19 protein-coding genes are annotated in these 25,522 nt (G+C 46.9%); 14 read left to right on the forward strand and 5 right to left on the reverse strand.

What is annotated here, in order from left to right:
• Positions 1-51 precede the first annotated feature (51 nt).
• The 5 genes from A37S_RS0100420 (at position 52) to A37S_RS0100440 (ending at position 9,761) form a co-directional block, all read left to right on the forward strand.
• Entirely contained in the window at positions 52-3,534 is a 3,483-nt protein-coding gene (locus A37S_RS0100420) for a SusC/RagA family TonB-linked outer membrane protein (RefSeq protein WP_245586274.1), read from the forward strand.
• A 17-nt stretch (positions 3,535-3,551) separates the two neighbouring features.
• Positions 3,552-5,276: a RagB/SusD family nutrient uptake outer membrane protein gene (locus A37S_RS0100425; RefSeq protein WP_157278274.1), complete on the forward strand. Its 1,725-nt coding sequence runs from the start codon at positions 3,552-3,554 to the stop codon at positions 5,274-5,276.
• 211 nt (positions 5,277-5,487) lie between these two features.
• Positions 5,488-6,126 carry a hypothetical protein gene (locus tag A37S_RS0100430; RefSeq protein WP_028295283.1) on the forward strand — a complete coding sequence of 213 codons (639 nt, stop codon included), beginning with the start codon at positions 5,488-5,490 and terminating at the stop codon, positions 6,124-6,126.
• Between the two features lie 141 nt (positions 6,127-6,267).
• Complete coding sequence (locus A37S_RS0100435) at positions 6,268-7,935, forward strand: hypothetical protein (protein WP_028295284.1); 1,668 nt, start codon at positions 6,268-6,270, stop codon at positions 7,933-7,935.
• A gap of 50 nt (positions 7,936-7,985) precedes the next feature.
• Positions 7,986-9,761: a hypothetical protein gene (locus A37S_RS0100440; protein ID WP_028295285.1), complete on the forward strand. Its 1,776-nt coding sequence runs from the start codon at positions 7,986-7,988 to the stop codon at positions 9,759-9,761.
• Positions 9,762-9,819: 58 nt separating this feature from the next.
• Here A37S_RS0100440 and A37S_RS0100445 read toward each other — a convergent pair whose 3' ends face one another.
• Positions 9,820-10,890, reverse strand: coding sequence for a branched-chain amino acid aminotransferase (locus A37S_RS0100445; RefSeq protein ID WP_028295286.1), 1,071 nt, complete (start codon positions 10,888-10,890; stop codon positions 9,820-9,822).
• A gap of 227 nt (positions 10,891-11,117) precedes the next feature.
• On the opposite strand from A37S_RS0100445, the gene A37S_RS0100450 reads away from it, so the two are divergent.
• Positions 11,118-12,227 carry a TlpA disulfide reductase family protein gene (locus A37S_RS0100450; protein WP_028295287.1) on the forward strand — a complete coding sequence of 370 codons (1,110 nt, stop codon included), beginning with the start codon at positions 11,118-11,120 and terminating at the stop codon, positions 12,225-12,227.
• A 149-nt stretch (positions 12,228-12,376) separates the two neighbouring features.
• Here A37S_RS0100450 and A37S_RS0100455 read toward each other — a convergent pair whose 3' ends face one another.
• Positions 12,377-12,985: a hypothetical protein gene (locus A37S_RS0100455; RefSeq protein WP_028295288.1), complete on the reverse strand. Its 609-nt coding sequence runs from the start codon at positions 12,983-12,985 to the stop codon at positions 12,377-12,379.
• Positions 12,986-13,137: 152 nt separating this feature from the next.
• Here A37S_RS0100455 and A37S_RS0100460 point away from each other — a divergent pair, with 152 nt between their 5' ends.
• The gene (locus A37S_RS0100460) at positions 13,138-13,719 is read left to right on the forward strand and encodes an O-methyltransferase (RefSeq protein ID WP_028295289.1); all 582 of its coding nucleotides are present in this window, start codon (positions 13,138-13,140) and stop codon (positions 13,717-13,719) included.
• 4 nt (positions 13,720-13,723) lie between these two features.
• On the opposite strand, the gene A37S_RS0100465 is transcribed toward A37S_RS0100460, so the two are convergent.
• On the reverse strand, positions 13,724-15,016 hold the full coding sequence (locus A37S_RS0100465) for an HAD-IB family phosphatase (protein WP_028295290.1): 1,293 nt from the start codon (positions 15,014-15,016) through the stop codon (positions 13,724-13,726).
• 7 nt (positions 15,017-15,023) lie between these two features.
• Positions 15,024-16,010: an NAD-dependent epimerase/dehydratase family protein gene (locus A37S_RS0100470; RefSeq protein ID WP_028295291.1), complete on the reverse strand. Its 987-nt coding sequence runs from the start codon at positions 16,008-16,010 to the stop codon at positions 15,024-15,026.
• A gap of 116 nt (positions 16,011-16,126) precedes the next feature.
• On the opposite strand from A37S_RS0100470, the gene A37S_RS0100475 reads away from it, so the two are divergent.
• From A37S_RS0100475 to A37S_RS0100505, 7 genes are all read left to right on the forward strand, one after another.
• Entirely contained in the window at positions 16,127-17,311 is a 1,185-nt protein-coding gene (locus tag A37S_RS0100475) for a formimidoylglutamase (RefSeq protein WP_028295292.1), read from the forward strand.
• 113 nt (positions 17,312-17,424) lie between these two features.
• Positions 17,425-18,906: a TlpA family protein disulfide reductase gene (locus tag A37S_RS0100480; protein WP_169719409.1), complete on the forward strand. Its 1,482-nt coding sequence runs from the start codon at positions 17,425-17,427 to the stop codon at positions 18,904-18,906.
• Entirely contained in the window at positions 18,903-20,501 is a 1,599-nt protein-coding gene (locus tag A37S_RS25975; RefSeq protein ID WP_084163700.1) for a sensor histidine kinase, read from the forward strand. Before A37S_RS0100480 ends, A37S_RS25975 begins: the two co-directional genes overlap by 4 nt.
• Positions 20,502-20,517: 16 nt before the next feature.
• Entirely contained in the window at positions 20,518-21,264 is a 747-nt protein-coding gene (locus tag A37S_RS0100490) for a LytR/AlgR family response regulator transcription factor (protein WP_028295294.1), read from the forward strand.
• A 311-nt stretch (positions 21,265-21,575) separates the two neighbouring features.
• Positions 21,576-21,959 carry a BlaI/MecI/CopY family transcriptional regulator gene (locus A37S_RS0100495; protein ID WP_028295295.1) on the forward strand — a complete coding sequence of 128 codons (384 nt, stop codon included), beginning with the start codon at positions 21,576-21,578 and terminating at the stop codon, positions 21,957-21,959.
• On the forward strand, positions 21,956-23,311 hold the full coding sequence (locus A37S_RS0100500) for a M56 family metallopeptidase (RefSeq protein WP_028295296.1): 1,356 nt from the start codon (positions 21,956-21,958) through the stop codon (positions 23,309-23,311). The genes A37S_RS0100495 and A37S_RS0100500 overlap by 4 nt, the downstream gene beginning before the upstream one ends.
• Positions 23,308-24,705 (forward strand): TlpA family protein disulfide reductase, encoded by a 1,398-nt coding sequence (locus A37S_RS0100505; protein ID WP_028295297.1) that lies wholly within the window; start codon positions 23,308-23,310, stop codon positions 24,703-24,705. Before A37S_RS0100500 ends, A37S_RS0100505 begins: the two co-directional genes overlap by 4 nt.
• A gap of 16 nt (positions 24,706-24,721) precedes the next feature.
• Here A37S_RS0100505 and A37S_RS0100510 read toward each other — a convergent pair whose 3' ends face one another.
• A complete protein-coding gene (locus tag A37S_RS0100510) occupies positions 24,722-25,516 on the reverse strand; it encodes a carboxylesterase family protein (protein WP_028295298.1) in 795 nt (264 codons plus the stop codon).
• Positions 25,517-25,522: the final 6 nt, after the last annotated feature.

Genomic DNA, 25,522 nt, shown 5'->3' on the forward strand with positions numbered 1-25,522 from the left:
TTTTTCGAATTTATGAAAAAAGAACGAATTATTGCTTTAATAAAAATAGCGATGAGAATATCCTTTGTTCATGCCCTATTAATATCTATTGGCGGATTTACTTCGTATGCCAATCCGGCAGATGCACAAGGGGCATTGGAGAAAACAGTTATTATAACTAAAACCAGGATGAGTCTAAAAAACTTCTTGGAGAGCTTGGAAAAACAGTCTCAGGTAAAGTTTTTATATAGCCCTTCTGTTATAAACACACACCGCACTGTAGAGGTTGGTGCGCAACAAAAAGATTTGAAATCAGTGTTGGACGCTACATTGATTCCGCTAGGGATCCATTATAAAATAGATAATGAACGCATTCTATTGATACAAAACAGACAAGATATAGAAATAAGCGGTACCGTGACAGATGCGGGGACGAAAATGACCCTACCTGGGGTAAGTGTATTGATAAAAGGAGCCCAAACTGGGGGTACTATAACGAACGGCCAAGGAGAATATAAATTAAAGGTAAAGGTGAATGACGTCATCGTGGTTTCATTTGTGGGCTACACAAGCCATGAATTTACGGTGACGGCCTCACAGCAAACATATAATGTGAACCTGCATCCAGAGATGAGCAATCTCGAGGAAGTGGTGGTAACGGGTTATTCAAGCCAACGCAGGAGAGACATCACGGGATCTGTAGCCGTGGTCAACGTAGGCGAGCTTAAAAGCCAGCCAGCTTCTTCCGCCGTAGAGGCTTTGCAAGGGCGGGCACCTGGCGTTAATATCGTGACGGATGGTGCTCCAGGTTCTACGCCACAGATCCGCATCAGGGGTTTCAGTACCATCAACAATAACGAGCCTTTGTATGTGATAGACGGCGTGCCGTACGAGGGTAAGCTGAGCTGGTTGAATCAGAACGATATCGAGAGCATGCAGGTACTGAAAGATGCATCGGCCGCCTCCATTTATGGTGCACGGGCAAACAACGGGGTCATCATCGTGACCACCAAACAAGGGGTGTCTGGCAAACCAAATATCACGCTAGACGCCAATTACGGCACGCAGATGCCGCGGAAGAGTGGTTTCCCCACTATGATGAATCCTACGCAATATGCAGAAAACCTTTATCTGTCGTATCGAAATTCAGGCTTGAATCCCGCCAGTGCGCTGGCCGATATGTATGGCGGCGGGGACAACCCCGTTCTACCCGAATACCTACTTGCCGGTGGGGCCATTGGATTTGAGGTGACGCCCGAGGCGGCAGATCTGTCCAATTACAACTATTCTAGGGATGGGTCCACATTTTACCAAATTACACGGGCCAATCAGGCGGGAACGGACTGGTTTGATGAGATTATGGGAAGCGCCCCCATGCAGAATTATCAGCTGGGTGCTACGGGTGGCAGCGAGAATACCACCTATGCGGTATCGGCAGGTTATCTCGGTCAAAAAGGCATTATTTCCCATACAGGTTTCGAACGTTTCAATTTTCGTTCAAATACCCAGATAAAAGCCCTGAACGGCAAGTTTCGCTTTGGCGAGAACGCCCAATACAGCTATACGGAAAACTTCGGTATGGGCTCCAATGTGAACGTACCGGGCGAATACCAGGATGAGGGCAGTGCACTAGGCTTTGCCTATCGGATACCGACTATTGTGCCCGTATATGATGTAATGGGCAATTTTGCGGGAACGCGTGGCGGCATGTTGGGAAATGCTCAAAACCCAATGTCTATGCTTTATCGTGCCAAGGACAATAAGAATAGAAGCAATTTCTTTTTTGGAAACATCTATGGTGAGGTGGATCTCATAAATGGCTTGACAGCCCGCACGGCCTTTGGCTTGCGCTATGAAAACTACAATGGACTGAGCATGGCATATCCAAATTTGGAGCACTCTGAGGGAAGCAACAATAATAATTTAAGTGAATATCAGGGATATACTACTGAATGGACTTGGACAAATACCTTAAACTACAAGCTGAACATCGCCGATGAACATAACTTAAACATATTAGCCGGTACGGAAGCCATTAGTAACCGCAATAGGCAGTTGAATGGTGGTAGGAATAACTTCTTTATACTAGGAGACCTCGACTATTATTACCTGAATGCTGGAACCGCCAATATTAGCAATGCCAGTACGGGCTCTATAGGAACGCTCTTCTCTTTGTTTGCCAAGGCAGACTATTCGTTTAAGGATCGCTACCTGCTAAGTGCTACTGTACGGCGCGATGGATCTTCTAACTTTGGTACGGAAAACAAATATGGGGTCTTCCCGGCAGGAAGTATCGCCTGGCGTTTATCGCAGGAAGAATTCATGAGCGGAGCAGAATGGCTCACCGACCTGAAATTTCGTGTTTCCTATGGTATTACCGGTAACCAGCGTATACCCGCCTTCCAGTATCTCAATAGGCTACAGTCATCGCTCATCACCTCCACCTATCCCATAGATGGGCAGGGAAGTACCACGGGAGTAAGACAAAATGCCTACAGCAACGAGGCCGTGAAGTGGGAAGAAGTAGCTCAGTTCAATATAGGGGCAGATTTTACCTTGTTCAATGGCCAGATTGATGGATCATTCGATTGGTACAATAAGAAGACTACCGACATGCTTTATCAAGTCCCCTTACCATCCGTTGCTGTAGGTGGAGGCGCTTCCCCTTACGTAAACGTGGGCGACATGCAGAATAAGGGCATCGAACTGAGCCTGGGCTATCATTATGGCAGGGTAGATGACAGGCCGTTTAAGTTCGACGTAGGTTTGAACTTCTCCAGGAACGTGAATGAAGTAACTAGCTTGGCACCTGGGGTGACACAGCAGATTTATGGTAATTTCAGAAGCTTAAGTACTACCGTATTGCGCGCGGGAGCACCGTTTGGTTCTTTCTTTGGTTACCAAGTGTCGGGCACCTACCAAAGTGAGGCGGAACTAGCTTCAGAAGCTACCTATCCAGGCGCCCGCGTAGGGGGCTTAAAATATGCCGACATCAACGGTGATGGCGTCATCAATCCAGAAGACCGGACTATCATCGGAAATCCTTTTCCGGATTTTGTCTACTCATTGAGCCTCAACGCATCCTATAAGAACTTCGATATATCCATGTTCTTTAACGCCTCGCAAGGCAACGATCTCTATGAGGCAACTCGTTATTTTACCGATTTCACAACATTTGATGGAGCTCTTACCACCCGTCTGTTGGATGCTTGGAGCCCGACAAATACAGGCAGTAATATTCCGTCCTTGTACCGCGGAGCATCTGATTTTGAATACGCGTCTTCCAGCTACTATGTGCAGGACGGCAGCTTCTTCCGGATGCGAAACCTTCAAATAGGTTATAACCTGCCCACGGACAACCTGTTTGGCAAGGAATGGGGAATAACGAAAATGCGCATTTACCTGGGAGCTACCAACTTGTTTACCATCACCAATTATACCGGTCTGGATCCAGAGGTGAGCCAGGCCAACAGTACCTTTCCGGTACTTGGCGTAGATCGGGGTATCTATCCGGTAAATAGGCAGTTTTTGGTAGGCGTGAATTTTGGCTTTTAATATTAACGAGTATGAAGATGAAAAGATTTAAATATGCATTTGTTGGATTGTCGTTGCTTTTTGCGATCATATCCTGTAGTAGAGATTTTCTGGAACTCAACCCTCAGGGTGAACTCACCATCCCGCAGATAGAAAGTAGAGAAGGCGTGGAAGGACTGCTCATAGGCTCATATGCCTTATTGAACGGTAATACGATAGAGGGACTATGGGGGAATTATGCTTCAGCTCCCAGCCAGTGGTTGTTGGGAGAGGTTGCCGCAGACAATGCGCATAAGGGAAGCAACAATGGGGATCAGCCAAACATGAACCTCATAGAACGGCACCTGCCGACAAGTACCAACGATAACCTGCAGGTTTTGTGGAACCGTTCCTTCGAAGGTATCGTACGGTGCAACAATACGTTAAGGGTATTGGCATCTGTACAAGAAAGAGGGGAAGATAGTTTTGATGCTGAGCGCGCCGTGCAGATTCAGGCAGAGGCACGTTTGCTCAGGGCGCATTACTATTTCCTCATCCACAGGGTTTTCGTCAACCTTCCTTGGATAGATGAAAGCATAACTACTACGGAAGATGCCGTCAATACGCCTAATAGTAGCAATGTAGTCCCCCAAATTGAAGCTGATCTCCGTTTTGCCGTGGAAACTCTCACGATAGAAAAGTATAATGGGGAAGTTGGTCGGGTAAATTTGACAGTAGCACAAGCTTATCTGGGCAAATTCCTGCTGTACCAACAACGACACGATGAGGCATTACCTTTTTTGGAAGCCGTTATTGCGAGCAAACCGGATATCAGGGGCCTTTCGTTTACGGAAAACTACGATATAGCTAGCGAGAACGGAGTAGAATCCATTTTTGAAGTACAGCACGGGCTCAATCCCGATGGCGGTGGAGATAATGCCAATGTGGGCGATATGCTCAATTTCTTTTACGGCAGTGCGCCGGTAAGCTGTTGCGGCTTTTTCCAACCATCCTTTGACCTGGTCAATGCCTATAGGGTGGATGCAAATGGACTTCCTCTGCTGGACGGCAGCTACCGTACAGATCCCTATATGTCAGACTTTGGGCTTACCGGCGCAGCCAAGACCAACTATCAGGTAGATCGCACACTGCGAGTAGACCCGCGTTTGGACTATACCGTGGGCCGTAGGGGAGTGCCTTTTAGAGATTGGGGGGTAATGCCAGGCGATGCGTGGATACGTGATCCGGGCTTTGCAGGGCCATTCGTTGGTATGAAGCATACCATAGAGCTGGCTCAGTTGGCTGCCAATAGCGTGGCAGGTACGCCGCAGGTGACGGGCCTGAACGTGAAGATCATCCGCTTGGCAGATGTCTATTTGATGGCGGCCGAGTGCAAGGTGGAGTCGGGAGATCTCGCGGGAGCACTTGCCTTGGTCAATGCCGTGAGAGAACGTGCCGCGACATTGGGGCCGAAGATGGTAGGCGGACAGCCTATAGCGAATTATCAGGTAGCGCCCTATCCCGCTTTTCCCAGTGCGGACTATGCCAGAAATGCCGTGCGCTTTGAGAGACGCCTGGAACTGGCCTTGGAAGGTCATCGTTTCTATGACCTGGTGAGGTGGGGCATAGCGCAACAGGTCATCAATAGCTATTCTTCTTTTGAGGGCACGTATTTGAGCATCTCCAGAGCTATTGATTTCCAGCCGCACAATGAATACTATCCTATACCGCAGGACGAGATAGACCGAAGCGGAGGATTTTTGACCCAAAATTCGGGTTATTAGTCGTAAAACGGCATAAAAACAGTAGAAGGGTGTCAAAAGGGGAGCTTTTGGCGCCCTTCTGCCATTTTCAGGAATCGGAGTTATAAGGTCATATCCATTCCGCTGCTTGATTCGGGTATATAATCTGTGCTGTATCTTAAATAAGGGGCACATAAAGGTTTTCTGGAAAAAACTTGTTAGCTTTGACTATTCTTTATCTAAATCAACCTTTATGAATAGTAAGTACGTAATGCTCTTGTTGGCAACGATGATCATCAATTCGTATTCTTTGTTTGGCCAAGACTTTTATGGTGAATGGAAACGCAAAAATTGGTCGGCGTCCTACCTCTTTGGATTGCAAGAAAGTTCCAAGAAAGATTACTATGGCAATAGCCATACCCTATCCATGAAGAGGTATATCGGCATATCAGATATTGCAGATGCCCATGTCTTGGCAGACTACGCTTACATACAGGGAAGTGGTGCCGAGAGCTTCCACCATTATGCCATTGGCGCTGGGGTTTCTGTTTTTCCCGCCTATATTGTGGGGATGTTTAAGAAAAAGGATGTATATATACAAAGCTATCACGGTAAGGAGCATAGAACCAATAAAGACAAATATTTCTTAGACCTGTCCGTTCGTTATGGCATTAACGATATGGATTTCAACTTGGTGAGCAGCGCACTTTTTCATGTATATACTTTTTCTTTAAGGAAACATGATATGTTGTCCACCCCACGGGATGGGCTATCGCCCGTCATAGGGCTGTTCCTTTACAACAGGAAGAAGGATGCAGGACCAATTTTGGAAGATGGAAGCAGTGTCAATTCCTTGATGTTCTATACCTTAGGCCTGTCCTATCATTTCTGATTGAAAGCGCATTGCCCCATGCTTTGCTAATCTGTCTAGCATGTGCCATTTTTATTATGTGGACGTGTTGACGCAACATTTTCGACATTGCATTGTTGCCTACTAAGCAATCAACAGATATTGTCATTTTGATTTTGGTATATGGCGACGATTTCAGGGAATAAGGTGGGATGGCGCAAGCGGGGCCTATGGATAGGTGTGGGCTTGGCATTGCTATTGGTACTCGCCGCCATTGCTAGCACGGTGATGGAAAGGAAATTTCCCGACAAGCTTAGGGCTACTGTTTACGATAAATCGAATGGAGTGTATGCCCTTACATTCAAAACATTTAAGGTGAGCCTTTGGCGGGGAGCAATGACCGCCGATAGTATCGAGCTAAAACCCGATACTTCCCGTTTGGTAGATCTTGCCGATAGCCTGAAACCTAGTAGTCTATATGACGTGCAAATAAAGGCAATAAGTATAAGCGGTGCGTCACTATGGCGTTACCTCTTGCATGGTAAAATTAAGCTAAGCTCGCTTAAAGTAGACGAGCCAAATCTCACCATTACCCATCTGCGGCAAGATAGCACCTCCAGTGATGAGCAAGAGAAAAGTTTGTACGAATCTATTCCCGAATTTTTGCAAGGTGCACAGATAGGACATGTCGCTCTGGACAGCATGTCTTTGCATTGGACAGATAGACGTATCCCGAAGGTCGTTACCAGCGCTGCCATCGGGAAGTTTTCCGTAGAGCTTCGCAGCCTTGTATTAGATTCGGCCAGCCTGAAGCGCGAAGATCGGGTTTTCTTTGCTAGGGATATAATGCTTGATTCGGATGGGTTACGTTATGAAGAGGAGGGAGGGATGTATCGCTTCCGTACGGGCAAGGTTCATCTATCTACAAAGGAGGAGGTATTAGAACTTGCCGACTTCAGTTGCACGCCCCTGTTCCCCGAAATGGAATTTGCCAGGCGGCTGGTGTACCAAGGAGATCGATTCGATATCCATATAGCCCATCTCCGTATGGACCAGCTCGATTTCAAGCAGATGGAAAGTGCAAAGTCGTTTAGTGCCAAGCGCGTAGCTATAGACGGCGCACTGCTAAAAGTATTTGTCCATAAAGGGATGCCGGACGACCCGAATAAAGGGCCGGCGGCCTTTCCGGCTATTGCCTTTCAACAACTGAAGCTCCCAGTCAAGGTGGATACCGTTATCCTCAAGCAATCGAATATCCACTATCGCGAGTACAATCCAAAGGCAAAGCGAATAGGCGAAGTAAACTTTCAGCGGCTCAATGGCACCATTAGTCATGTAACCAATATGGATGCCGAACTGCAAAAGGACAAGTGGGTGCGCTTTCTGCTGCAGACGCAGTTTATGGGTGCTACGAAGCTCGACCTAAATGTCAATATAGACATGACCGATCCCAATGCTGCTTTCAACTACAAGGGCAGCTTAGCCCCCCGCGATCTCTCCTTCGCCAATAGTTTCCTGGAGCCCTTGGCACTGATACGCGTAGAGCAAGGCAGCTTGCAAGGCTTGCATTTTCAAGTGGCAGGCAATAAGTTTGGAGCACAGTCAAACGTGACGATCTTGTATCGCGATCTAAAAGTAGCTACCTTACGTGAAGATAGTGGAGAGATCGAGAAGAGGGGGCTGTTTTCCCTTTTTGTCAATTGGCTGAAAGTAAACGATAGCAATCCGGAGAAGGAAGGGGAACAGCCCAAGCACAGCTCGGTGAGGTATGACCACCCACAAGGGCGCTCGTTTTTCAACCTCTTGTGGAAGTCCTTAATGGCGGGCATACAGGATACGGCAATGAAATAATTATTTTAGCGACTAATAAACTTAAATAGTAGTATGTTGTTTTTCGTGATATGAAAACGTTCGTAAAGTGGTTCTTGGGAATAATTGCCTTTTTGGCCATCCTACTGGGAGGCGGCCTGTGGTATTTGAGCAATCATTGGCGCCCGCTTCTCAATGAGCAGATTCACGCCTTGGTCATCAGTTCCAGTGATAGCCTCTATCATGTGGAGTACGACGATTTTGATTTCAACCTGGCCACAGGCAATGCCGAGGTCAGGAATTTCCGGCTCATTCCCGATACCAATGTGTACAATCAGCTGAAAGCTCAGCAAAAGGCACCCGACAATCTCTATGAGCTGGAGGTTGCCAAATTGCTGATAAGAGATTTCCATCCTAGACGAATCTATTCAGAAAGGAGACTCAATATAGACCAAATTGTCATTGACCATCCTACGATCAAGATCATCAACGATAATCAGCCCTATAACGATACGGTGCAGCATAACGGAGATGAAAAGAGCCTTTACGAACGGATTTCGCCAGTGATGAAAGAGTTGCGCGTGGAACATGTGGCACTCAAGAATATCGACTTTACCCATGTGAACCGGAGTAATAGGCAGGAAAAATCCACCAGCTTGCGCAATGTGAATGTCAACGTGACGGATATATTGATAGATTCCACTTCGCAAAAAGACTTGAACCGATTCTACAATGCCAAGTCGGTAGATTTTGAATTGGACAAATACCGCATGGCCACGGGCGATAGCCTGTATTATTTGGATGTAGATGGCATCGCTTTTTCTACTTCCAGGCGCAGTATTTCGCTGGGAAAAGTGAAATTGACGCCACGCTACAACAGAACGGACTTCTACAAGAAAGTGAAACTGGCCAAAGAGCGCTATGACATTGCCTTCGATTCACTCAGCATCAACAATATTGACCTGTTCAAGCTGGTCAAGCAGCAGAAGTTGTTTGCCGGCAACCTGAAACTGGGAAAAGGCACTGTGGAGATCTATAAGAATGGGCTGTATCCCAAGAAACCAAAAAAGGCCAAGGTGCATGCTTTCCCCATTCAGCAGTTGAGCAAGCTGGCTTTGGATCTTAAGATAGATACATTGCTGCTGGGCGAAGCCTTCATCAGATACACGGAGCTGAACGGCAAGACGCAGCAAACCGGCAGTGTTTTCTTTAGCAAGACACATGGTTCCTTTTACAACATTACCAATGATTCGGCCTCGCTGGCCAAGAATAAAGTGCTGACGGCCAAGATCGATTCGCGCTTCATGGGCAATGGTCATTTGGATATTACATTCAAGTTTGACCAAAAAGATCAATGGGGTGCCTTTAGCTACAGTGGGAGCCTTAAGAACATGAACGGAACGGCACTCAATCCGCTTACGAAGCCATTGGCCATGATAGAGGTCAGTTCGGGCAATTTGAACGACCTCCGTTTTGATGTACAGGCAAATGAGAAGCTGGCCAAAGGGATGGTCTCGTTTCGCTACAACAACCTAAAGGCGGTTATACTCAAGAAAGACGATAAGACGGGCAAAGTGGCGAAGATGGGGATGGTGTCTACACTGGCCAATGCGTTCATCATTAACGACAGCAATCCCGATGCCAACGACATGTTCCATCCAGGGCCCATCCACTATCAAAGGCCGCCCGAAGCTTCTTTCTTTAATTTCTTGTGGAAAAGCCTTTTCGAAGGAGTGAAAGCCAGCGTAGGTGTCTCCAAGGAAAGGGAAGCCAGGTTGATGAATACCGCTGAGGGAGCATCTGGCACCGCAAAAAAGGTAAAGGGATTCTTTAAGGGAGTATTTGGCAAAGAGAAGGAAAAGAAGTAGTAATGGCTTTACCAAAGTTGTGCGCAGGCAAACTTTGGTAAAGCTATTACTCTTATTACTAACCTACAAGGAAATTCCATCCAAAAGGATCTTCTATTTTGCCATAGCGAAGCTCATTGAGATAGTGCAATACCTTATTGGAGAATTCCCTCGTTTCGGGAGCTGGCAAGGTGTAGATTTCACCTTCGTGACCTATTTCGGATATAGGGGTTAAAGTTGCAGCCGTTCCGGCAGCAAAAGCCTCCGTTACATTGCCAGCCTTTATGCCGTCTATAAGCTCCTGCACGGTAACGTCCCTTGTTTCGGTAGGGATGCCCCAGTGCTCTGCTATCGACATGATGCTGTAACGCGTGACGCCTTGCAACACAGTGTCTGAACCAGGGGTTACGAGTGTACCATTTAGCATGAAAACGAGGTTGGCCGTTCCAGCTTCTTCAATGTACTTGTGTTCCTTGGCATCGGTCCATATCAGCTGGTCGAAGCCTTGCTCCTGTGCCAGGCGAGTAGGGTATAGGGAAAGAGCGTAGTTGCCCGCATTTTTTGAAAAACCTACACCGCCCTTTGCCGCACGGGTGTATTCGGTCTCTACCTTTACGCGCAAGGGTTTGTTGTAATAGGCTCCCACTGGACATGTGATAACTACAAATTTGTAGGATTTTGAAGGATGTACGCCCAAAGCGGGCTCGGTGGCAAACATAAATGGCCTGATGTATAGCGAACATCCTTCCTTTTCAGGCACCCAATCCCTGTCTAGATCTACAAGTTGTTTGAGACCATCCATGAAAATTTCGGTCGGCACCTCGGGCATTTCCAGCCGTAAGGCCGATCGGTTAAAGCGTTCGTGATTTTTATCTGGCCTGAAGATACTCACGCGGCCATCAGCAAATTTGTAGGCTTTAATGCCCTCAAAAATTGCTTGGCCATAATGCAAGGCAGACGATGCGGGGCTTAGGTTGAAGTTGGTGTAAGGCACTATGCTCACTTCTTTCCATTCACCGTCATCGTAGTCGGCCACCAACATGTGGTCTGACATGATCTTGCCAAATGCCAAGTTGTTGAAATCCACTTCTCCTATACGAGAATTTTCGTTCGGAACAACCTTGATGCTATATTTCTCCTCCGTCATCATATTAATTTGTTTTATTAGAAAATGCTAAGCACGCTAAGAGCGCACAAGTTAGTGACTATTTGATAAAAAGAGCAACGAAATAGACGGATATTTTTTGCTACAACGTCACAACGGCACGAATGGGCTCCATACGGGGGGAGATACATGTGAAGTGCAAGGCTTGGATTGCCAATCTTTTTTCTTAAGTTTGTTTATTGATGAACAAATGATGAACTAAATTGATAAGAATGAAAAGAGTGATATTGAGCGCTATATTGGCTACACCACTGGCAGTATTCTGTCAGGAAACCTATACTATCGAAGGGAAAGTAGGCGATTTGAATGCTCCTGCAAAAGTATACCTTTCCACTCGCGGTGGCTTGGATTCTGCTGATATTGTGAACGGTGTTTTCAAATTTTCTGGAGAGGTAGAGCGCCCTACCGCGGCCACTTTGGTACTGGCTCACAAAGGTGAGGATATCCGGCAACAGCGTGAGGCCGATGCCTTGAACCTGTACCTTGTCGAGGGCACCACTACCGTGGCCTCTGCCGATTCGCTTTCCAAGGCTACGCTCGCCGGAACGGAACTCAACAAAGATCAGGGAGAGCTAAATGTAGCCCTGCGCGAGGTGAAAAAGCTAGAGGCAGATTTGATGTCTTTCTACTATGGCACCTCTGACGAACAACGTCAGTCGCCGGATTTCGAAAAACAGGTGGAAGAAAAGGTGGAAGCCATGCAGTCTGCCCAGTTAAAGGTGCAGGAAGATTTTGTGAAGACGCACCCTTCCAGCTTAGTAAGCCTCTATACGGTGTCGCGGATAGATCCAAAGCGCGACTTTGAGAAATCAAAGGCCTTGTTTGAGATCCTATCCAACGATCTCAGGGATTCGGAGATTGGTAAGGAATATAGAGAGCGCCAAGACAAAGTGGCAGCTACTCAGGTAGGGAAAATAGCTCCGGAATTCACACAGGCAGATACGACCGGCAAGCCCGTATCGCTCTCGTCTTTCAAGGGTAAGTACGTGCTGGTAGACTTTTGGGCCAGCTGGTGCGTCCCTTGTCGTCAGGAAAACCCCAATGTAGTAGCGGCATTCAACAAATACAAGGACAAGAACTTCACCGTGCTGGGCGTTTCTCTAGATAGGCCCAATGCGCGCGAGGCCTGGCTGGGCGCCATTAAGGCCGATGGCTTGGCATGGACACAAGTATCCGACCTGAAGTTCTGGGAAAATGAGGTGGCTGTGCAGTATGGTGTGAGGAGCATCCCGGCCAATTACCTCATCGATCCAGAAGGCAAGATCGTGGCCGTAGACTTGAGGGGAGAAGATTTGGTCAGCAAACTGGAAGAACTGCTTTAGGCAAAGACCAAAATTAAGAAGAAGGGCTAGATCTGTTATAAGATCTGGCTCTTCTTATCTTAGTTGTACGCTGTAGCGTAGGCCCCGCAATCTGAACATTATTCCTCCGAGTATTGGGGTGGAAGCCCATTTGCCAAATGAACAAATACCTAGCAATCGGGTACCATGCCCATGGTCATGCCATTTGGACTCCATATGGGAACCAGCCTCATTTGGCAGCCCTCACCATCCTCGGAATCTGTCACCTCGCGCGAGGTCCTAAATGCCAGTTTCAGCGTTGAACCTTTTGGAAAAGGATCTGAGTTCTCCAAAAAAAGAACATTCATGTCCATAAAAACCAATTTCTCGCGGGCGTCGCCCGAGAAGTGAATCTGTTGTACGCTATTGGTCATTTCGCCCTCTATTTCTTGATCTACAATACGGAAGTTTATCGCCTCATTTTCGGAAAAGAAGTTTTCGCCGCGTTGCTGGCCCCTGACCTTGAAAGTAATCTCTCCGGAGGCGTCAAAATCAGCGCGAAACACCAGGGATATAGAGTCGTTAGTTGGTTCAATGGCGGCTACCGTTCCTTTTCCCTCGAAGGTGTGGACGACTTTGCCGTCAATAAGCAGTTCGCCCTTGGCCTCTCCTGTATAGGGTTGTCCACCGTATTTTTCGCTGAAGGAAGCTTCATGTTCTTGTCCGCCCTGCTCGTCCTTGCTACAGGCAATGCCTATTGCCAATAGACAGGAAAATAGTATATTGATAGGTCTTTTCATGATCAATGTATTTCAGTCAGTAGATATTTGTACTCAAATACAAAGGTACCCTTGGCCCAAAAAGGTATCAATCCTAGAATACCGTGAATTTATCTAAAGGGAATTGCGCTGTCTTGCAATCTATATCTCTTCCAATTTATATCTTTGATGCCATGACGGAAGAAATAAACCAACCGGTGCCAATGGCCTATGCGGCCATTGCCAAAGCGACCGAAGTCAGCGGCTTCACCATGCCATCGGACATACATACCTGCTCTTTGCTGCGCACGCTGGCGGCGAGCAAACCCTCGGGCCGTTTCCTGGAGTTGGGGACAGGTACGGGTCTTTCCACCGCATGGATACTGGGCGGCATGGATGAGGCCTCTACGCTGGTTTCCGTCGACTATGACGAGGCCTTTCTGGACATAGCACGAGGAGAGCTGGGGCATGATGCACGCCTTACCTTGGTGCACGCGGATGGCGAAGCATGGATCAAGGCCAATGAGGGGCAACGGTTCGACTATATCTTTGCCGATACCTGGCATGGAAAGTACCTGCTGCTTGACGAAACACTGGACATGCTGAACAAGGGAGCGCTCTACATCGTGGATGATATGCTGCCACAGGCCAACTGGCCGGAAGGGCATAAGGAGAAAGCTGTTCAATTCGTAGAGGCACTGGAGAGCAGAAAGGACCTGTTCTTGACCAAGCAGCACTGGGCTACGGGTATTATCGTAGCCGTGAAAAAGCTATAGCGCGCTAATACAATATCCTCAGTTTGATGGTTGTGTCGATCTTCTTCAGCTCCTTTAGCAGCTTGGGATCATAGCCTTTGCTGATATCGGTGATGACATAGCCGATGTTGCCTTTGGTCATCAGGAACTGGGCCACGATGTTGATTTGGTTTTCGGCAAAGATGTTGTTTATCTGCGCCATGATGCCGGGTACATTGTGGTGGATGTGGATGAGGCGGTGTGCCTGGTGCATGCGGGGCAGCTTCATATTGGGGAAGTTGACACTTTTTTCCGTATCGCCCTTGTTGATGAAGTCAATCATGCGCTTGGGAATGAACTCGTCGGCATTGCGCTTGCCCTTTTTGTTGTCGAACAGCACGATGCCTAGCTGATTGCAGATGTTTCTGTCTATATGTTCCTTGCTATTGCCCAGGTAGCCAATGGTCTTTAACTTGAGTGCCTGGCTCAGTTTGTCGTTCGGCACTTTGATGTCGTCCGCCACCAGCATCATGCCCACATCCTTCAGTTCCTTTTGGTCTATGTCGTTCAGGTAGCGCACGGTGAAGCCATCCCTTTTCAGCAAATAGATGCTAAGTTCGGGTACCTTGCCTACGATGAGGCAGGAGATACGGTTCTTGGGATAAGAGATGGCCCTAGGTAGGTGGTTCACATAGAGAAATTCGTCAAAGTTGGGTGTAATATGGTCTGCTCTTTCCGTGACGGATTTACGTTCGATGTTTTCCGTAAAGGCATAGAACTTTTCTATCAGACCCGATTCTTTCAGCTGAAAATCCGAATAGCCATCGCCAATGCCGTAGATAACCCCGTCCAATTGCAGTTGTTTCAGTAGCTTCACCTTACCATTCTCTTCCGAGAGGGGGTTGCTTTCGTCGTAGCCCGTGATATTGTCATTCTCGTCAAATTTGAACGAATTGGCATAGATGTTTTCTTCCTTGATGCCGTACTTGGTGACAATGGGTGTGATAAATTCCTTGAAACCACCCGACACGATCAAGACCTCATCGCTGTGCTCTTTGAAGAAATCCTTATTGCGGAGAAAAGAAGCGGAAACCTTTTTGCTCAGGACATGTACCAGCTTTTCAAGGTGCTGTTTGTTGGCTTCCAATAATTTGACACGCCCAGATAGACTTTCCCTGAAGGAAATGCGCCCTTCCATAGCAGCATTGGTGAGCCGCTCGATTTCTTTGTAAATGAGGTCCCTGGCGGGATGGTTTTCCAGGGAGATGAGCGAAAGCTCGTCAAGCGCTTCTACTTGGGTGAATGTACTGTCGAAGTCGATGATGTAGTAATGTTTCATAGCAGTGCTATTGATGGTTGCTTCCATGATTGTTGATGGCTATTGCGATGTCTTGTAAACTATGATCTATTGGTTTGAAATGAAAATCCAGGAGTTTCCTGATTTTTTCATTGGAGTAGGCCTGCTTTTTTTGTGCAGAGCGAACGGTATCTTTTGTGAGTTTGGCGCGTTTTCCATTGAATATGCTGGCCAACTTGGCTGCGCGCCAGGTCAGCTGAAGAACGGTATTGCTTAGTTTTTTCGTTGGTGCTTGCACACCCAGGTATTGAGCTGTTTTTTGAAAAAGAGATTGGTAGGAAAGATTCTCGGCATTGAGGATGAAGCGCTCATGGCTGATGTCAGACTCCATAAGGGCAATGGCGATAGTAGCCACATCTTCCACGTCGACCACGCCGATACTGCCCGTGGGGTAGTAGGGAAGCCCCCTTTTTACCGTATAGAAAAGCGCTCCGCTACCACTTTCTCCGGCATGGGCACCAATGATGACGGACGGATTGATGATAACAGCATCCAGGCCCTCTTCCATAGAGCGCCAAACCTCCATTTCGGCCTCGTACTTGGAGATGGCATAGCTACTTTGCTTGCCGTTGAACTCCCAGATATCGTTTTCCGTGGCCAGCTGTTTGTTGGGAGCAGGCTCACCTATGGCGGCGATGGAGCTTACATGAAGTAGGCGGACACCGTTTTCCAGCGCTAGGTTGGCCACATGGGCTGTACCCTCTACATTGGTCTCCAGCAGCTGTTGCCTGTCCTGGGGATCGAGCGATACAAATGCGGCGCAATGGTATACCTGGGTTGCGCCCGAGAATGCATCCTGCAATTCGAAGTAATTGTTGAGGGCGGCATCTACCCATTCCATTTGGGGGTGTTTCGACAGGTCGGCAGGTATTTGTGAGGTGGGTCTTTTGGTGGCGCGGACCTTTTTGCCACTTGTAAGCAATTGTCTTATAAGGGTGGAGCCCAAAAATCCTGTTCCGCCGGTTACCAGTATCACGTTTAATTTATTCTTGATAGATCCAAAACACTTTCAAAAGTAAGCTATTAAATGGATATTTGCACAAAATAATTAGTTAAGCCGTTTTTTGTTACCACCTTTATATTTATACCTGCATGTCATTGATCGATTTTTTTGCTCCCGTAGATCTCCAGAAACTAACCCCTTCCAGTGGATTCTTCACCAGTCAATTGGGTAGCCATATCCTTATCCATAGCGATATGTTTCCCAATCACGAAGAGGAAAGTTTCGATTTGGCGTTGTTTGGGGTGCTGGACGACCGTAGGGCCGTGGGCAATCAAGGCTGCGCCTTGGCTCCCGATTATATTCGTGAGCGCCTGTATGCCCTACATAAAGGTGACTACAAGATCAAAATGGCAGACCTTGGTAATATAAAAGCAGGAGAAACGGTGGCCGATACTTATGCGGCCGTGAAGACCGTGGTGGCCGAGCTATTGAAGAAGAATATCGTGCCCATCATCTTGGGAGGAGGGCAAGACCTCACTTATCCCCAATATGCCGCCTATGAGGAATTGGAGCAGAGAGTAGATCTCGTGGTGATCGACTCGCACTTTGACCTCGACGATGATATCGATGAGCAATTGGAAAATACATCCCACACTTTTCTGTCTAAGATATTGCTTCATCAGCCCAACTATTTGTTTAACTATAGCAATGTGGGTTACCAAACATATTATACAAGTCAAGATAGCTTGCGCGTGATGGAGAAGCTCTATTTTGATGCCTACCGGCTGGGTCTTTTCGCCAACGGGAAGATCGATCAATCCGAACCTGTGATACGAAATGCCGACCTGCTGAGCTTTGATGTCAGCGCCATACGCTCTTCGGACGCATTAGCCAATGCCAACGCCACACCCAATGGCTTCTATGGAGAGCAGGCCTGTCAGATATGCCGCTATGCGGGCATGAGCGATAAGCTGTCGTCCATCGGCTTTTACGAGATGAACCCAGCCTATGACCAAAATGGGCAGACGGCCACTTTGTTGTCGCAGATGATCTGGTATTTTATCGATGGCTATTACAATAGAAAAAAGGACTTCCCCTTACAACCCAAGACATCCTATATTATCTACCGTGCTGCACTGAGCGAAAACGAGCACGAACTGGTCTTCGTGAAAAGCAAGAAATCCGACCGCTGGTGGATGCAAGTACCTTACCCCAATACGAAATCGGCCAATGAACGCTTCCATATGGTTCCTTGCCGATACGAGGACTACCAGATGGCCGTAGATGGCGAGATGCCCGACCTATGGTGGCGTACGTACCAGAAATTGGTGTAGATTGGTGGCTCCCGGTCGTTCTCACAGTTGATGCGGCCAAATTCACATTTCAGCATCTTGCCACAAGATACTCCTCGTATATTTATGGCCATACGGAAAAATACCATAAAATAATGAAGCGGATAAGTTATATAAATCGTGGTATCACCCTATGCCTGCTTTTTTTAATGGGCCGGGGGGATGCGTTAGGGCAAAAACTGAGCGGTAAGTTCCAGCATCTCAACAACAAGGAGTTGATTGTGATGACACTCCGCGACTTTGTCTACATGGAAAGAGATACGTTGTATGCAGACGATGATGGTTATTTTGCGTTGGAGCTGCAGATGGACACACCCGGCTATATATGGTTATGGGGTTCTGATTTCAGGAATGAGGAGATCTATCTCCTGCCCAAGGCTGACCTGCACATCGAGGCCGATTGCTCCGATGCGTTGACGTTTTGGCAAACGCAACGATATACCGGTTCTGCTGCCTTGTATAATAATTTCCTTGCCGACCTGCGGCGCAATAAGTTACTAAAAGAGCATGCCTATGACGCAAAGACATATCGCCTGCCCAAGGAAGAGTTTGTTCCTGCCATAAACAAGTATTATGCCTTACGCGATAGTATCAAAAGGGCTTTTTTTGAGGGCAATGTGCATATTTCAGGCTTGAAAGACTTCATGCTATTGGACAGTATACATAAGGCATATAACCAGATATCTGTGTGGCGCTCTTATATGCAATTTCTCCCCAAGGAAGAGCAAAACACATTTTACGCGAAATATATAGCACCTTATGCATACGATCAGCAGAATGATTGGCATTACTTGACCTCTAGTAATTACCGATGGTTTTTTGCTGCCCATACTAGACGACAATTTGATTTGGCCAACGAAGAAGGACAAAAGCAGGGACATGAGCCATTGGCCTATCATGCCTATTATGAAAGAGTACCCGAATTAATGGGAAAGAGCCTCATATGGCCCCTGCAACGTTATGTGGTCGAAACTATATTGGAGGGTATGACCATGGAATATAAAACGGCGGAAGATAGCTTACTTTCATATTATGACCGTACTATGAATGCCCTTTATACCATTATGGGACATGAAGAAAGGAAAAAATCCTATAGGACGAAAATCTCCGACATCAAACTATTTAGGCTTGCCGTTATGGCGGGGCAACCTGCTTTTCCGTTCGAGCTTCGGGATACCTTGGGCAATACCATCCACCTAGCCGACCTCGCGGGAAAAACGGTATATGTCGATTTTTGGGCCAGCTGGTGCGGACCCTGCATTGCCGAGTTTCCAGCAGCCAGGGAATTGGAAGCTGAATTCAAAAGTGACGATCGTCTACTGTTTATCTCCGTGTCATTGGACGACAGGGAAACAGATTGGAGAAAGGGCATCAAGCAGCACAAGCCGGTTGGACAACAGTACTGGGCTCAAGGCGGTTTCAAGAGCGAATTGGCCAAGCGATACAACGTGTATGCCATTCCGCACTATATGTTACTGGACGAAGGAGGGAGGTTTGTCCAGTACAAAGCTCCGCGACCCAGTCAGGGGGGATTACAGGAAATGCTCCATGCCATCTTAAAAGAGGAAAAGAAATGACTATTGACCGTTTTCGCTGTTTTCTTTGTTTTGTCCTGCTTTTATCGGGCATGACTTGGGCCAAGGCCGAAGAATACTACTCTGGGGGCCCTATACCCATCGTACTTAAGGTGTTCGGCGAGTTGACCGAAATGAGCGAATGGCCTCAAGGTCTCTCCGATAAGTACAAAGGAAAAATGAAATGTTTTCGCTTTGCCAGTCGCTATGTGGGGATGAATGCTGATTTTGGTTCGCCCTATTTTGATGACATCTTGTTGGGTGGTAAGGATAGGTCGGCAAGGGGGCGCAAGTACTATTACAAAGTGCTGGACAGGCAGGAAAATGAGGTAACAAGGCATGCCATAGCCACCAAATTGGTCAGCAGGCATCCGAATGAATATGAGTTGATTCAGAACGTGATCAAGGTAAATAGGACAATACTTGATACCGCCATTCAAGTGCAGGATTTTTTATTGATCAATTTTTATGATAACGCGAACGATACCTTGATACAGGGGTATTACCTGGAAAGAGAGCCAATGCCTCTACAGCTGAAAAGCTATCGCAACTATGACGGTGGGGAAGTCATCATTACGGGGTACCTGACGAGCGATACAGCCGAGTCCAAGCGCTGGGAACGCGTGAACGAGCTGATTGAGACAAAGTACGGTCAGGCGCTTCGCTTGGTTTTTGGTAAGCCTACGGCCCTTATGGGCAATCTGGGTTTGGAATATCAGTTGGTCAAGGATGGGCATACAGATACCCTGTCGGGAAAGAGCGATGGGGCAAGCATCGTATTGAAGCAATTGGAGGCGGGGAACGACTACTTGTTGACCGTAAGGTATGACTTCCAACCGGAATCACAATACGCCCGTCGCTACAGAATACGGGTGGTGCCGCTTTGGTACCAAACCACGCGTTTTTACGCCATTTCAAGTGGTCTTCTTTTTGCCGCGCTGGCAGGAGCTTTTTTATATACGATGTTGCTACGCTTGCGCAAGGCGAAAGAGTCGCAGTCCGAAACCACGCAGCAGCTCTTGTCCTTACAAGCCCAGCTCAACCCCCATTTCATCTTCAATGCGCTGAGTTCCATTCAGGGATTGAACAATACCGATAGGGTGGAGGAGGCCAACCAGTATCTGGGGGAATTCAGCTCCTTGCTGCGCAACACGCTCAAAAGCAGCGAGTCCATCACCAATACCTTGGATAAGGAGTTGGAAGTGCTTCGGGTGTACCTCAATCTGGAAAAGCTTCGTTTTGGATTTCGCTGGGAGATCGTCGTGGATGAATCCATACAAAGCGCCACCGTAGAGATCCCTACCCTCTTGCTGCAGCCTTTAGTGGAAAATGCAGTGAAGCACGGCGTGGCTGGTTTGGGCGAGGTGGGAGAAATTGTTCTTATGGTAAAGCGTTCCGATGAGGACCTTTTGATCGAAATAAGAGACAGTGGATATGGGTTCTTGGAAAAGGAGGTAAATTTGGGCTATGGAATGAAGTTGACGAATGAACGTATTCGTCTTCATAATAGCATTAATCGAGATAGGCAAATACGATTGGATTATCGGATGGACACCAAAACAAGTGCAATGCTTACTTTTGTGAATTGGTTTTTATAAATAAACGGTCGGTTCTATGAATGCACTGTTAGTGGATGATGAGGTAAACAACTTGGACAATTTGCAGGCCCTGCTCGGCAAGCATTGTCCGGAAGTATCGGTTGTGGGTAGAGCCGGCAATGTAGATACGGCACTTGAGCTTGTTCAATTGCACCGCCCAGACTTGATTTTCCTCGATATTCAGATGCCCGATAAAAATGGGTTTGAGCTGTTGAAGGCTTTGCCTGAAAGGGATATGGAAGTGATCTTTGTGACAGCTTACGATCAGTACGGTATACAAGCTGTGAAGTTTTCGGCCATCGACTATCTGTTAAAGCCCATCAATATAGAAGAGATGAAAGGGGCGGTAGATAAGGTGAGACAGCGCTTGGAAAATCGAAAACGCAATCTGCAACTCGAAAACCTGCTTGGCATCATCGAACAGCGCGTTGCAAAGGAAAATCACCGCATAGCCTTGCCTTCGCAAAAAGAGGTTCGTTTGGTGGAAGTTCAGCAAATCGTTCGGTGTGAGGCAACCAACAACTATACCAGTTTCTACCTGCTTTCGGGAGAAGAACTAGTTGTGTCCCGGCCTATATACGAATATGAAGAGCTATTGTCCCATTATGGCTTTGTCCGATGCCACCAGAGCCATTTGGTCAATCGGAAACACGTACTCTCGTTTTTAAAGGAAGACGGGGGATACTTGCGCTTGGCCGACGGTTATAAGATACCCGTCTCTAGACAGAAAAAAGAAGAGGTAAAACGGTTGCTGGGATTTTAGTTCAGTGGGTGTATCTCGCTACATTTCGACAAGCTCAATGACCGCTCGACATGATGGGTCGAAGATCATCATGCGGTGCTAGCGCAAGCCTAAGGGAACATTCCACAAGGGGCGGATAAGCTGTCTCGCTGCATTTCGACCTTTTCTAAAATTAGCAGCATAATTGTTTGGATTAATCTTAGAATGCTCAATGACCGCTCGATGGCTGCTGCACCATTCAAGATATTCGTACAATTGAAGATATTCATGAATATTTTGAATATACGATTTTTGTCGTATCTTTACCTACGATCAAAATCGTATGATAAGAAATGAGCAATAGACTGAAGCCAACGGAGAGCGAACTGGAAATATTAGGCGTGCTTTGGCAAGATGGCGCCAGCACGGTAAGGCAAGTGCACAACGTCATTACTGAGCGCCGCGAGGTAGGCTATACCACCACGCTGAAGGTGATGCAGAATATGCTGGAGAAAGGATTGGTCAGTAGAGACGAGTCGAGCATGACCCATGTGTACGAGGCTCTCGTGAATAAAAAAAGTCTAGGAAAGCAGCTGATAGGTAAATTGACCAACGACCTGTTTTCCGGATCTGTTTCCCAATTGGTGATGCAGGCCCTGGGCAGTCAGCAGCCCAGTTCGGCAGAATTGAGGGAAATAAGGAAATACCTGGATAAACTAAAGAACAAGAAAAAATGAACTGGGCTATTGATCATATCTTGGAAGCCATAGGATGGAGCATTGTCCATTCACTGTGGTTGGGTGCTATTCTTTATGTGCTACTGCTGTCTATGTTTAGGGCATTCCCTTCCTTAGATGCCAAGATGCGGCACCATCTTGCCTACTTGGCTATGAGCTTTTTGTTCTTCCTCTTTGCGGGGATATTTCTCTACATCGCCGTCTTTTCTACTGGTGCGGTACAGGAGAATGTGCCAACGGCTACGGTCGTGTGGCGATTGCCTAAGAGCAAAATAGCCCACTTGATGGACTACCTGTCGATGGCCTATCTGGTAGGCCTATCTGTTCAGCTCCTCTTGCTCCTTTTTTCCTACTACCGTGTCATGCGACTGAGAAAGACGGGTATTGTAGAACCTTCCGATGAACTCCATGGGTTGTTCCATCGAGTAAGGACCTACATGGGCGTTGGCCATCAGGTGTGTTTTTACCTGTCAGAGAAAGTAAGTACACCGCTTGTCATAGGCTTCATCAAACCTATTGTCTTATTTCCCGTGTCTCTCATTTCCCATTTGGATATGGTGCAGGTCGAGGCCATCCTCATCCATGAACTGGCGCACGTACGAAGGAACGACTACCTGCTCAACATATTTAGGCTATGTATGCGTACTTTTCTTTTTTTCAACCCTTTTTCACTGTTAATCGACAAGCTGGTGAGGGATGAGCGAGAACATGCCTGCGACGAGATCGTATTACAAAGGACAGGAGCCCCCATTTTTTATGCAGAAACCCTTTTTAAGCTTGCCTTGCTACAGCAGCATCAACGAAGAAATGCGTTTTCCTTGGCGACTATGGGTAGGGGCAGATCGCAATTGGCTCATCGCATCCAACGGATTACGGCGATAAGAAAACAGCGTACTTGCATGCAGCACCAATTGATTACCATCGCCTTGATCTTTTTTGCCACTTTGGCTTTGGCATGGATCAAACCAAAACCACCAGGGGAAGTTCCGCCAGTCGAACAGTTCACTATCCGTATTGTCGATGGCTACAGGAAGGAATGGACATTTCGCTCGAGTAACATGCAAGGTTTATGGGACTCATTAGATAATGTCAAGGGAGGGGGCTTCACCATTATAGATAACGAGAATGACATGGAACTAGTAGACGCACTCCTAAAAATGCGGAAAATAGATTCAAACACGTCCGATTCGTTGAGACGCCTGTATGAATATGCGAAACGGCAGGGAAGGGAGGACTCCGTGTTCACCTCGAAGGATGGAAAGACAAAGATTACCTTTATGTCATCAGGCTGTAGCTACATCGAAAATCTGTCGGGAAATACTCCTACACCGCCTTTCAATAGTAAAAAATGAACCAATTGTCCTTGAAACCAATTCTCGTACTTGTTTTATCAGTGTCAGGCTTTCTGTTTTCTAAGGGCTTTGCCCAAACCGAAAGTGTGGCATTGCAAAGGAACATCCTGCAACAAAACATCCTGTTAAGAGATGTCATCATACCCCAATTGGAAAAGCACAAATTGCTCTTAAATACGGCAGAAAAGATAGATAGCCTCTGTTGGACCATTAAAAGTCACTGGGAGCGTTATGTGGACGATTCCTTGAAGGTACAATCTTGGTTGCCCGAGCCCATTCTCAAGAACATGGATGCCTATGCTTATATCCTGTGCATGAAGAGCCTGGAAGAAAAAATCGAACAAGATGATTGGGATACCCTGGACAAGTATCTTTTTAGTGAATACCTGCTGCCTTCCTTAGAAAGGGATTTGAATTATATAAAAGAAAATCATCTGGCTTATAAAGATCTGGAAATCATATGGATGCCTACTCTGAACAATGTGCTGTGGTATGGGGTCAAATACGCATGGGACAAGCCTGCCTTTGATCGGTTCTCTGCCGTTTACTATGGTTTGGACCAGCTATTGCGCACAAAGGTCCCTATGGAAACCACCTTGCAAAAACATAGGAGCAGTCTTTTTAATGCCATGCAGTGGTATCGCTATGATGTGGAGTCAAAAAGATATTTCTTTAATGGCCAATCAGACTTAGCTTTTTCCAATTGGGTAGCGGGTCTTTCGGCTAATAACTATCCAAAACCACTTGCCCTACCTTTTGGCAAAACCTTGCTAGATTACTTTTTAGACCGAGAGGAAAAAGACAAATGCTTTGCTGTTTTGAATAATTTAATGATCAATGTGGATGAAGATCTTCTGCCCAGAGATAGCCTGATCACATGGTATTCTAAGGTTGACAAAGAATATGGGCAGCAACTATACGAGGGCATGGATCATAAATTGTCTGGTAATAGGTTTGTAAAAAGAATGGCACTAGAAAAGGTGGTGTTACCAGGCGAGTGGAAGTTGTTGAACAAGCTCTTGAATGATGAAAAGATCAAGCAGGCGAACTATATTTTGGTAGACTTCTGGTATACCTCCTGCATACCATGCTTGAATGAGATTCCGGCATTGAATGCCTTTCACGAGAAATTGGCAGAACGTGATGGGATAGTGTTTTTGTCCATCAATGCCGATCATTTTGTTACGCGCAAAGACAAGTCTTATGTCAAAAAGATCATGGATGAAAAGGGGGTTGACTTTCCAGTATTTTTCGATGACGAAGTCCATCAGCTAACCAGACAACTGAAAGTCAATGGCTACCCTGCCAAGTTTATCTTAGACGCCGAAGGCTATTTGGTCACAAAGGCAGACGGAAGTGACATGACATTGAAAACATTCGAATCCTTTTATTAGTACAATGCCGTAATGATCACTTCTTATTAGAAAACAACCAAGGCAATAAATCTGGCTCGGCAAAAGCCGGATCCCAACTATTGTGGTCGGCTTCTGGGTAAAACGTGCTCTTGGGCTGAGCACCTAGGTGCTGCAATTCGGCTACGATATCGTGTGAGAAAGTGGGTGGAACGACGTCGTCTCGCTCGCCATGGAATATCCACAAGGGCATATGTTTGTATTTTTTGGCATTGCTGGGCAGGTCTCCCCCGCAAATGGCAAAAGCCGCGGCAAAGACCTTGGGCTTTCTGCGAAGCGTTTCATAGGTGCCCATGCCACCCATGGAAAGGCCACCGACATACACCTGGTCCAGCTTGGTAGTTGGCTCTTTCAGGGTCTTTTCCAACAGCCCGATGAACAGTTTCATGCCCTTGGTCGGTTTCCCTTTCTTTTGAAAATGGAAGGAACGCTTGCCCAGACTGTCGGTCTGGATATGCACATTGCTCCAATAGCTATCGCTAGGGCACTGAGGGAAGATGACGATGGCTGGGTAATCGTTTCGGATATCTGATGCTACGAACAGCTTGGCTCCGTGTACCAATTGACTCTGGTTGTTGTTGCCGCGTTCCCCTGCTCCATGAAGTACGAAAAGGACAGGATAACTTTTTCCCGCATCGTAGTCTCTAGGGTAGAGGATGCGGTATGGAAGGGTGTCTTGTCCTTTAACAAATAGTTTTGCCTCAAAGGCCTCGACAACCGTTTTGTCCTGCGCATGGGATATACCAAAAGACAGGAACAGGGCGAACAAGGTGTATTTTAGTGTGCGTATCATAAGTAT

This window comes from Olivibacter sitiensis DSM 17696 (genome assembly GCF_000427965.1).
Classification (GTDB): Bacteria; Bacteroidota; Bacteroidia; order Sphingobacteriales; family Sphingobacteriaceae; genus Olivibacter; species Olivibacter sitiensis.

Excerpts from the sequence above, each read along its gene's own strand:
- A37S_RS0100420 (WP_245586274.1), top strand. The coding sequence starts at position 52 with ATGAGAATATCCTTTGTTCATGCCCTATTAATATCTATTGGCGGATTT.
- A37S_RS0100425 (WP_157278274.1), top strand. The coding sequence starts at position 3,552 with ATGAAAAGATTTAAATATGCATTTGTTGGATTGTCGTTGCTTTTTGCG.
- A37S_RS0100430 (WP_028295283.1), top strand. The coding sequence starts at position 5,488 with ATGAATAGTAAGTACGTAATGCTCTTGTTGGCAACGATGATCATCAAT.
- A37S_RS0100435 (WP_028295284.1), top strand. The coding sequence starts at position 6,268 with ATGGCGACGATTTCAGGGAATAAGGTGGGATGGCGCAAGCGGGGCCTA.
- A37S_RS0100440 (WP_028295285.1), top strand. The coding sequence starts at position 7,986 with ATGAAAACGTTCGTAAAGTGGTTCTTGGGAATAATTGCCTTTTTGGCC.
- A37S_RS0100445 (WP_028295286.1), bottom strand. The coding sequence starts at position 10,890 with ATGATGACGGAGGAGAAATATAGCATCAAGGTTGTTCCGAACGAAAAT.
- A37S_RS0100450 (WP_028295287.1), top strand. The coding sequence starts at position 11,118 with ATGAAAAGAGTGATATTGAGCGCTATATTGGCTACACCACTGGCAGTA.
- A37S_RS0100455 (WP_028295288.1), bottom strand. The coding sequence starts at position 12,985 with ATGAAAAGACCTATCAATATACTATTTTCCTGTCTATTGGCAATAGGC.
- A37S_RS0100460 (WP_028295289.1), top strand. The coding sequence starts at position 13,138 with ATGACGGAAGAAATAAACCAACCGGTGCCAATGGCCTATGCGGCCATT.
- A37S_RS0100465 (WP_028295290.1), bottom strand. The coding sequence starts at position 15,016 with ATGAAACATTACTACATCATCGACTTCGACAGTACATTCACCCAAGTA.
- A37S_RS0100475 (WP_028295292.1), top strand. The coding sequence starts at position 16,127 with ATGTCATTGATCGATTTTTTTGCTCCCGTAGATCTCCAGAAACTAACC.
- A37S_RS0100480 (WP_169719409.1), top strand. The coding sequence starts at position 17,425 with ATGAAGCGGATAAGTTATATAAATCGTGGTATCACCCTATGCCTGCTT.
- A37S_RS25975 (WP_084163700.1), top strand. The coding sequence starts at position 18,903 with ATGACTATTGACCGTTTTCGCTGTTTTCTTTGTTTTGTCCTGCTTTTA.
- A37S_RS0100490 (WP_028295294.1), top strand. The coding sequence starts at position 20,518 with ATGAATGCACTGTTAGTGGATGATGAGGTAAACAACTTGGACAATTTG.
- A37S_RS0100495 (WP_028295295.1), top strand. The coding sequence starts at position 21,576 with ATGAGCAATAGACTGAAGCCAACGGAGAGCGAACTGGAAATATTAGGC.
- A37S_RS0100500 (WP_028295296.1), top strand. The coding sequence starts at position 21,956 with ATGAACTGGGCTATTGATCATATCTTGGAAGCCATAGGATGGAGCATT.
- A37S_RS0100505 (WP_028295297.1), top strand. The coding sequence starts at position 23,308 with ATGAACCAATTGTCCTTGAAACCAATTCTCGTACTTGTTTTATCAGTG.
- A37S_RS0100510 (WP_028295298.1), bottom strand. The coding sequence starts at position 25,516 with ATGATACGCACACTAAAATACACCTTGTTCGCCCTGTTCCTGTCTTTT.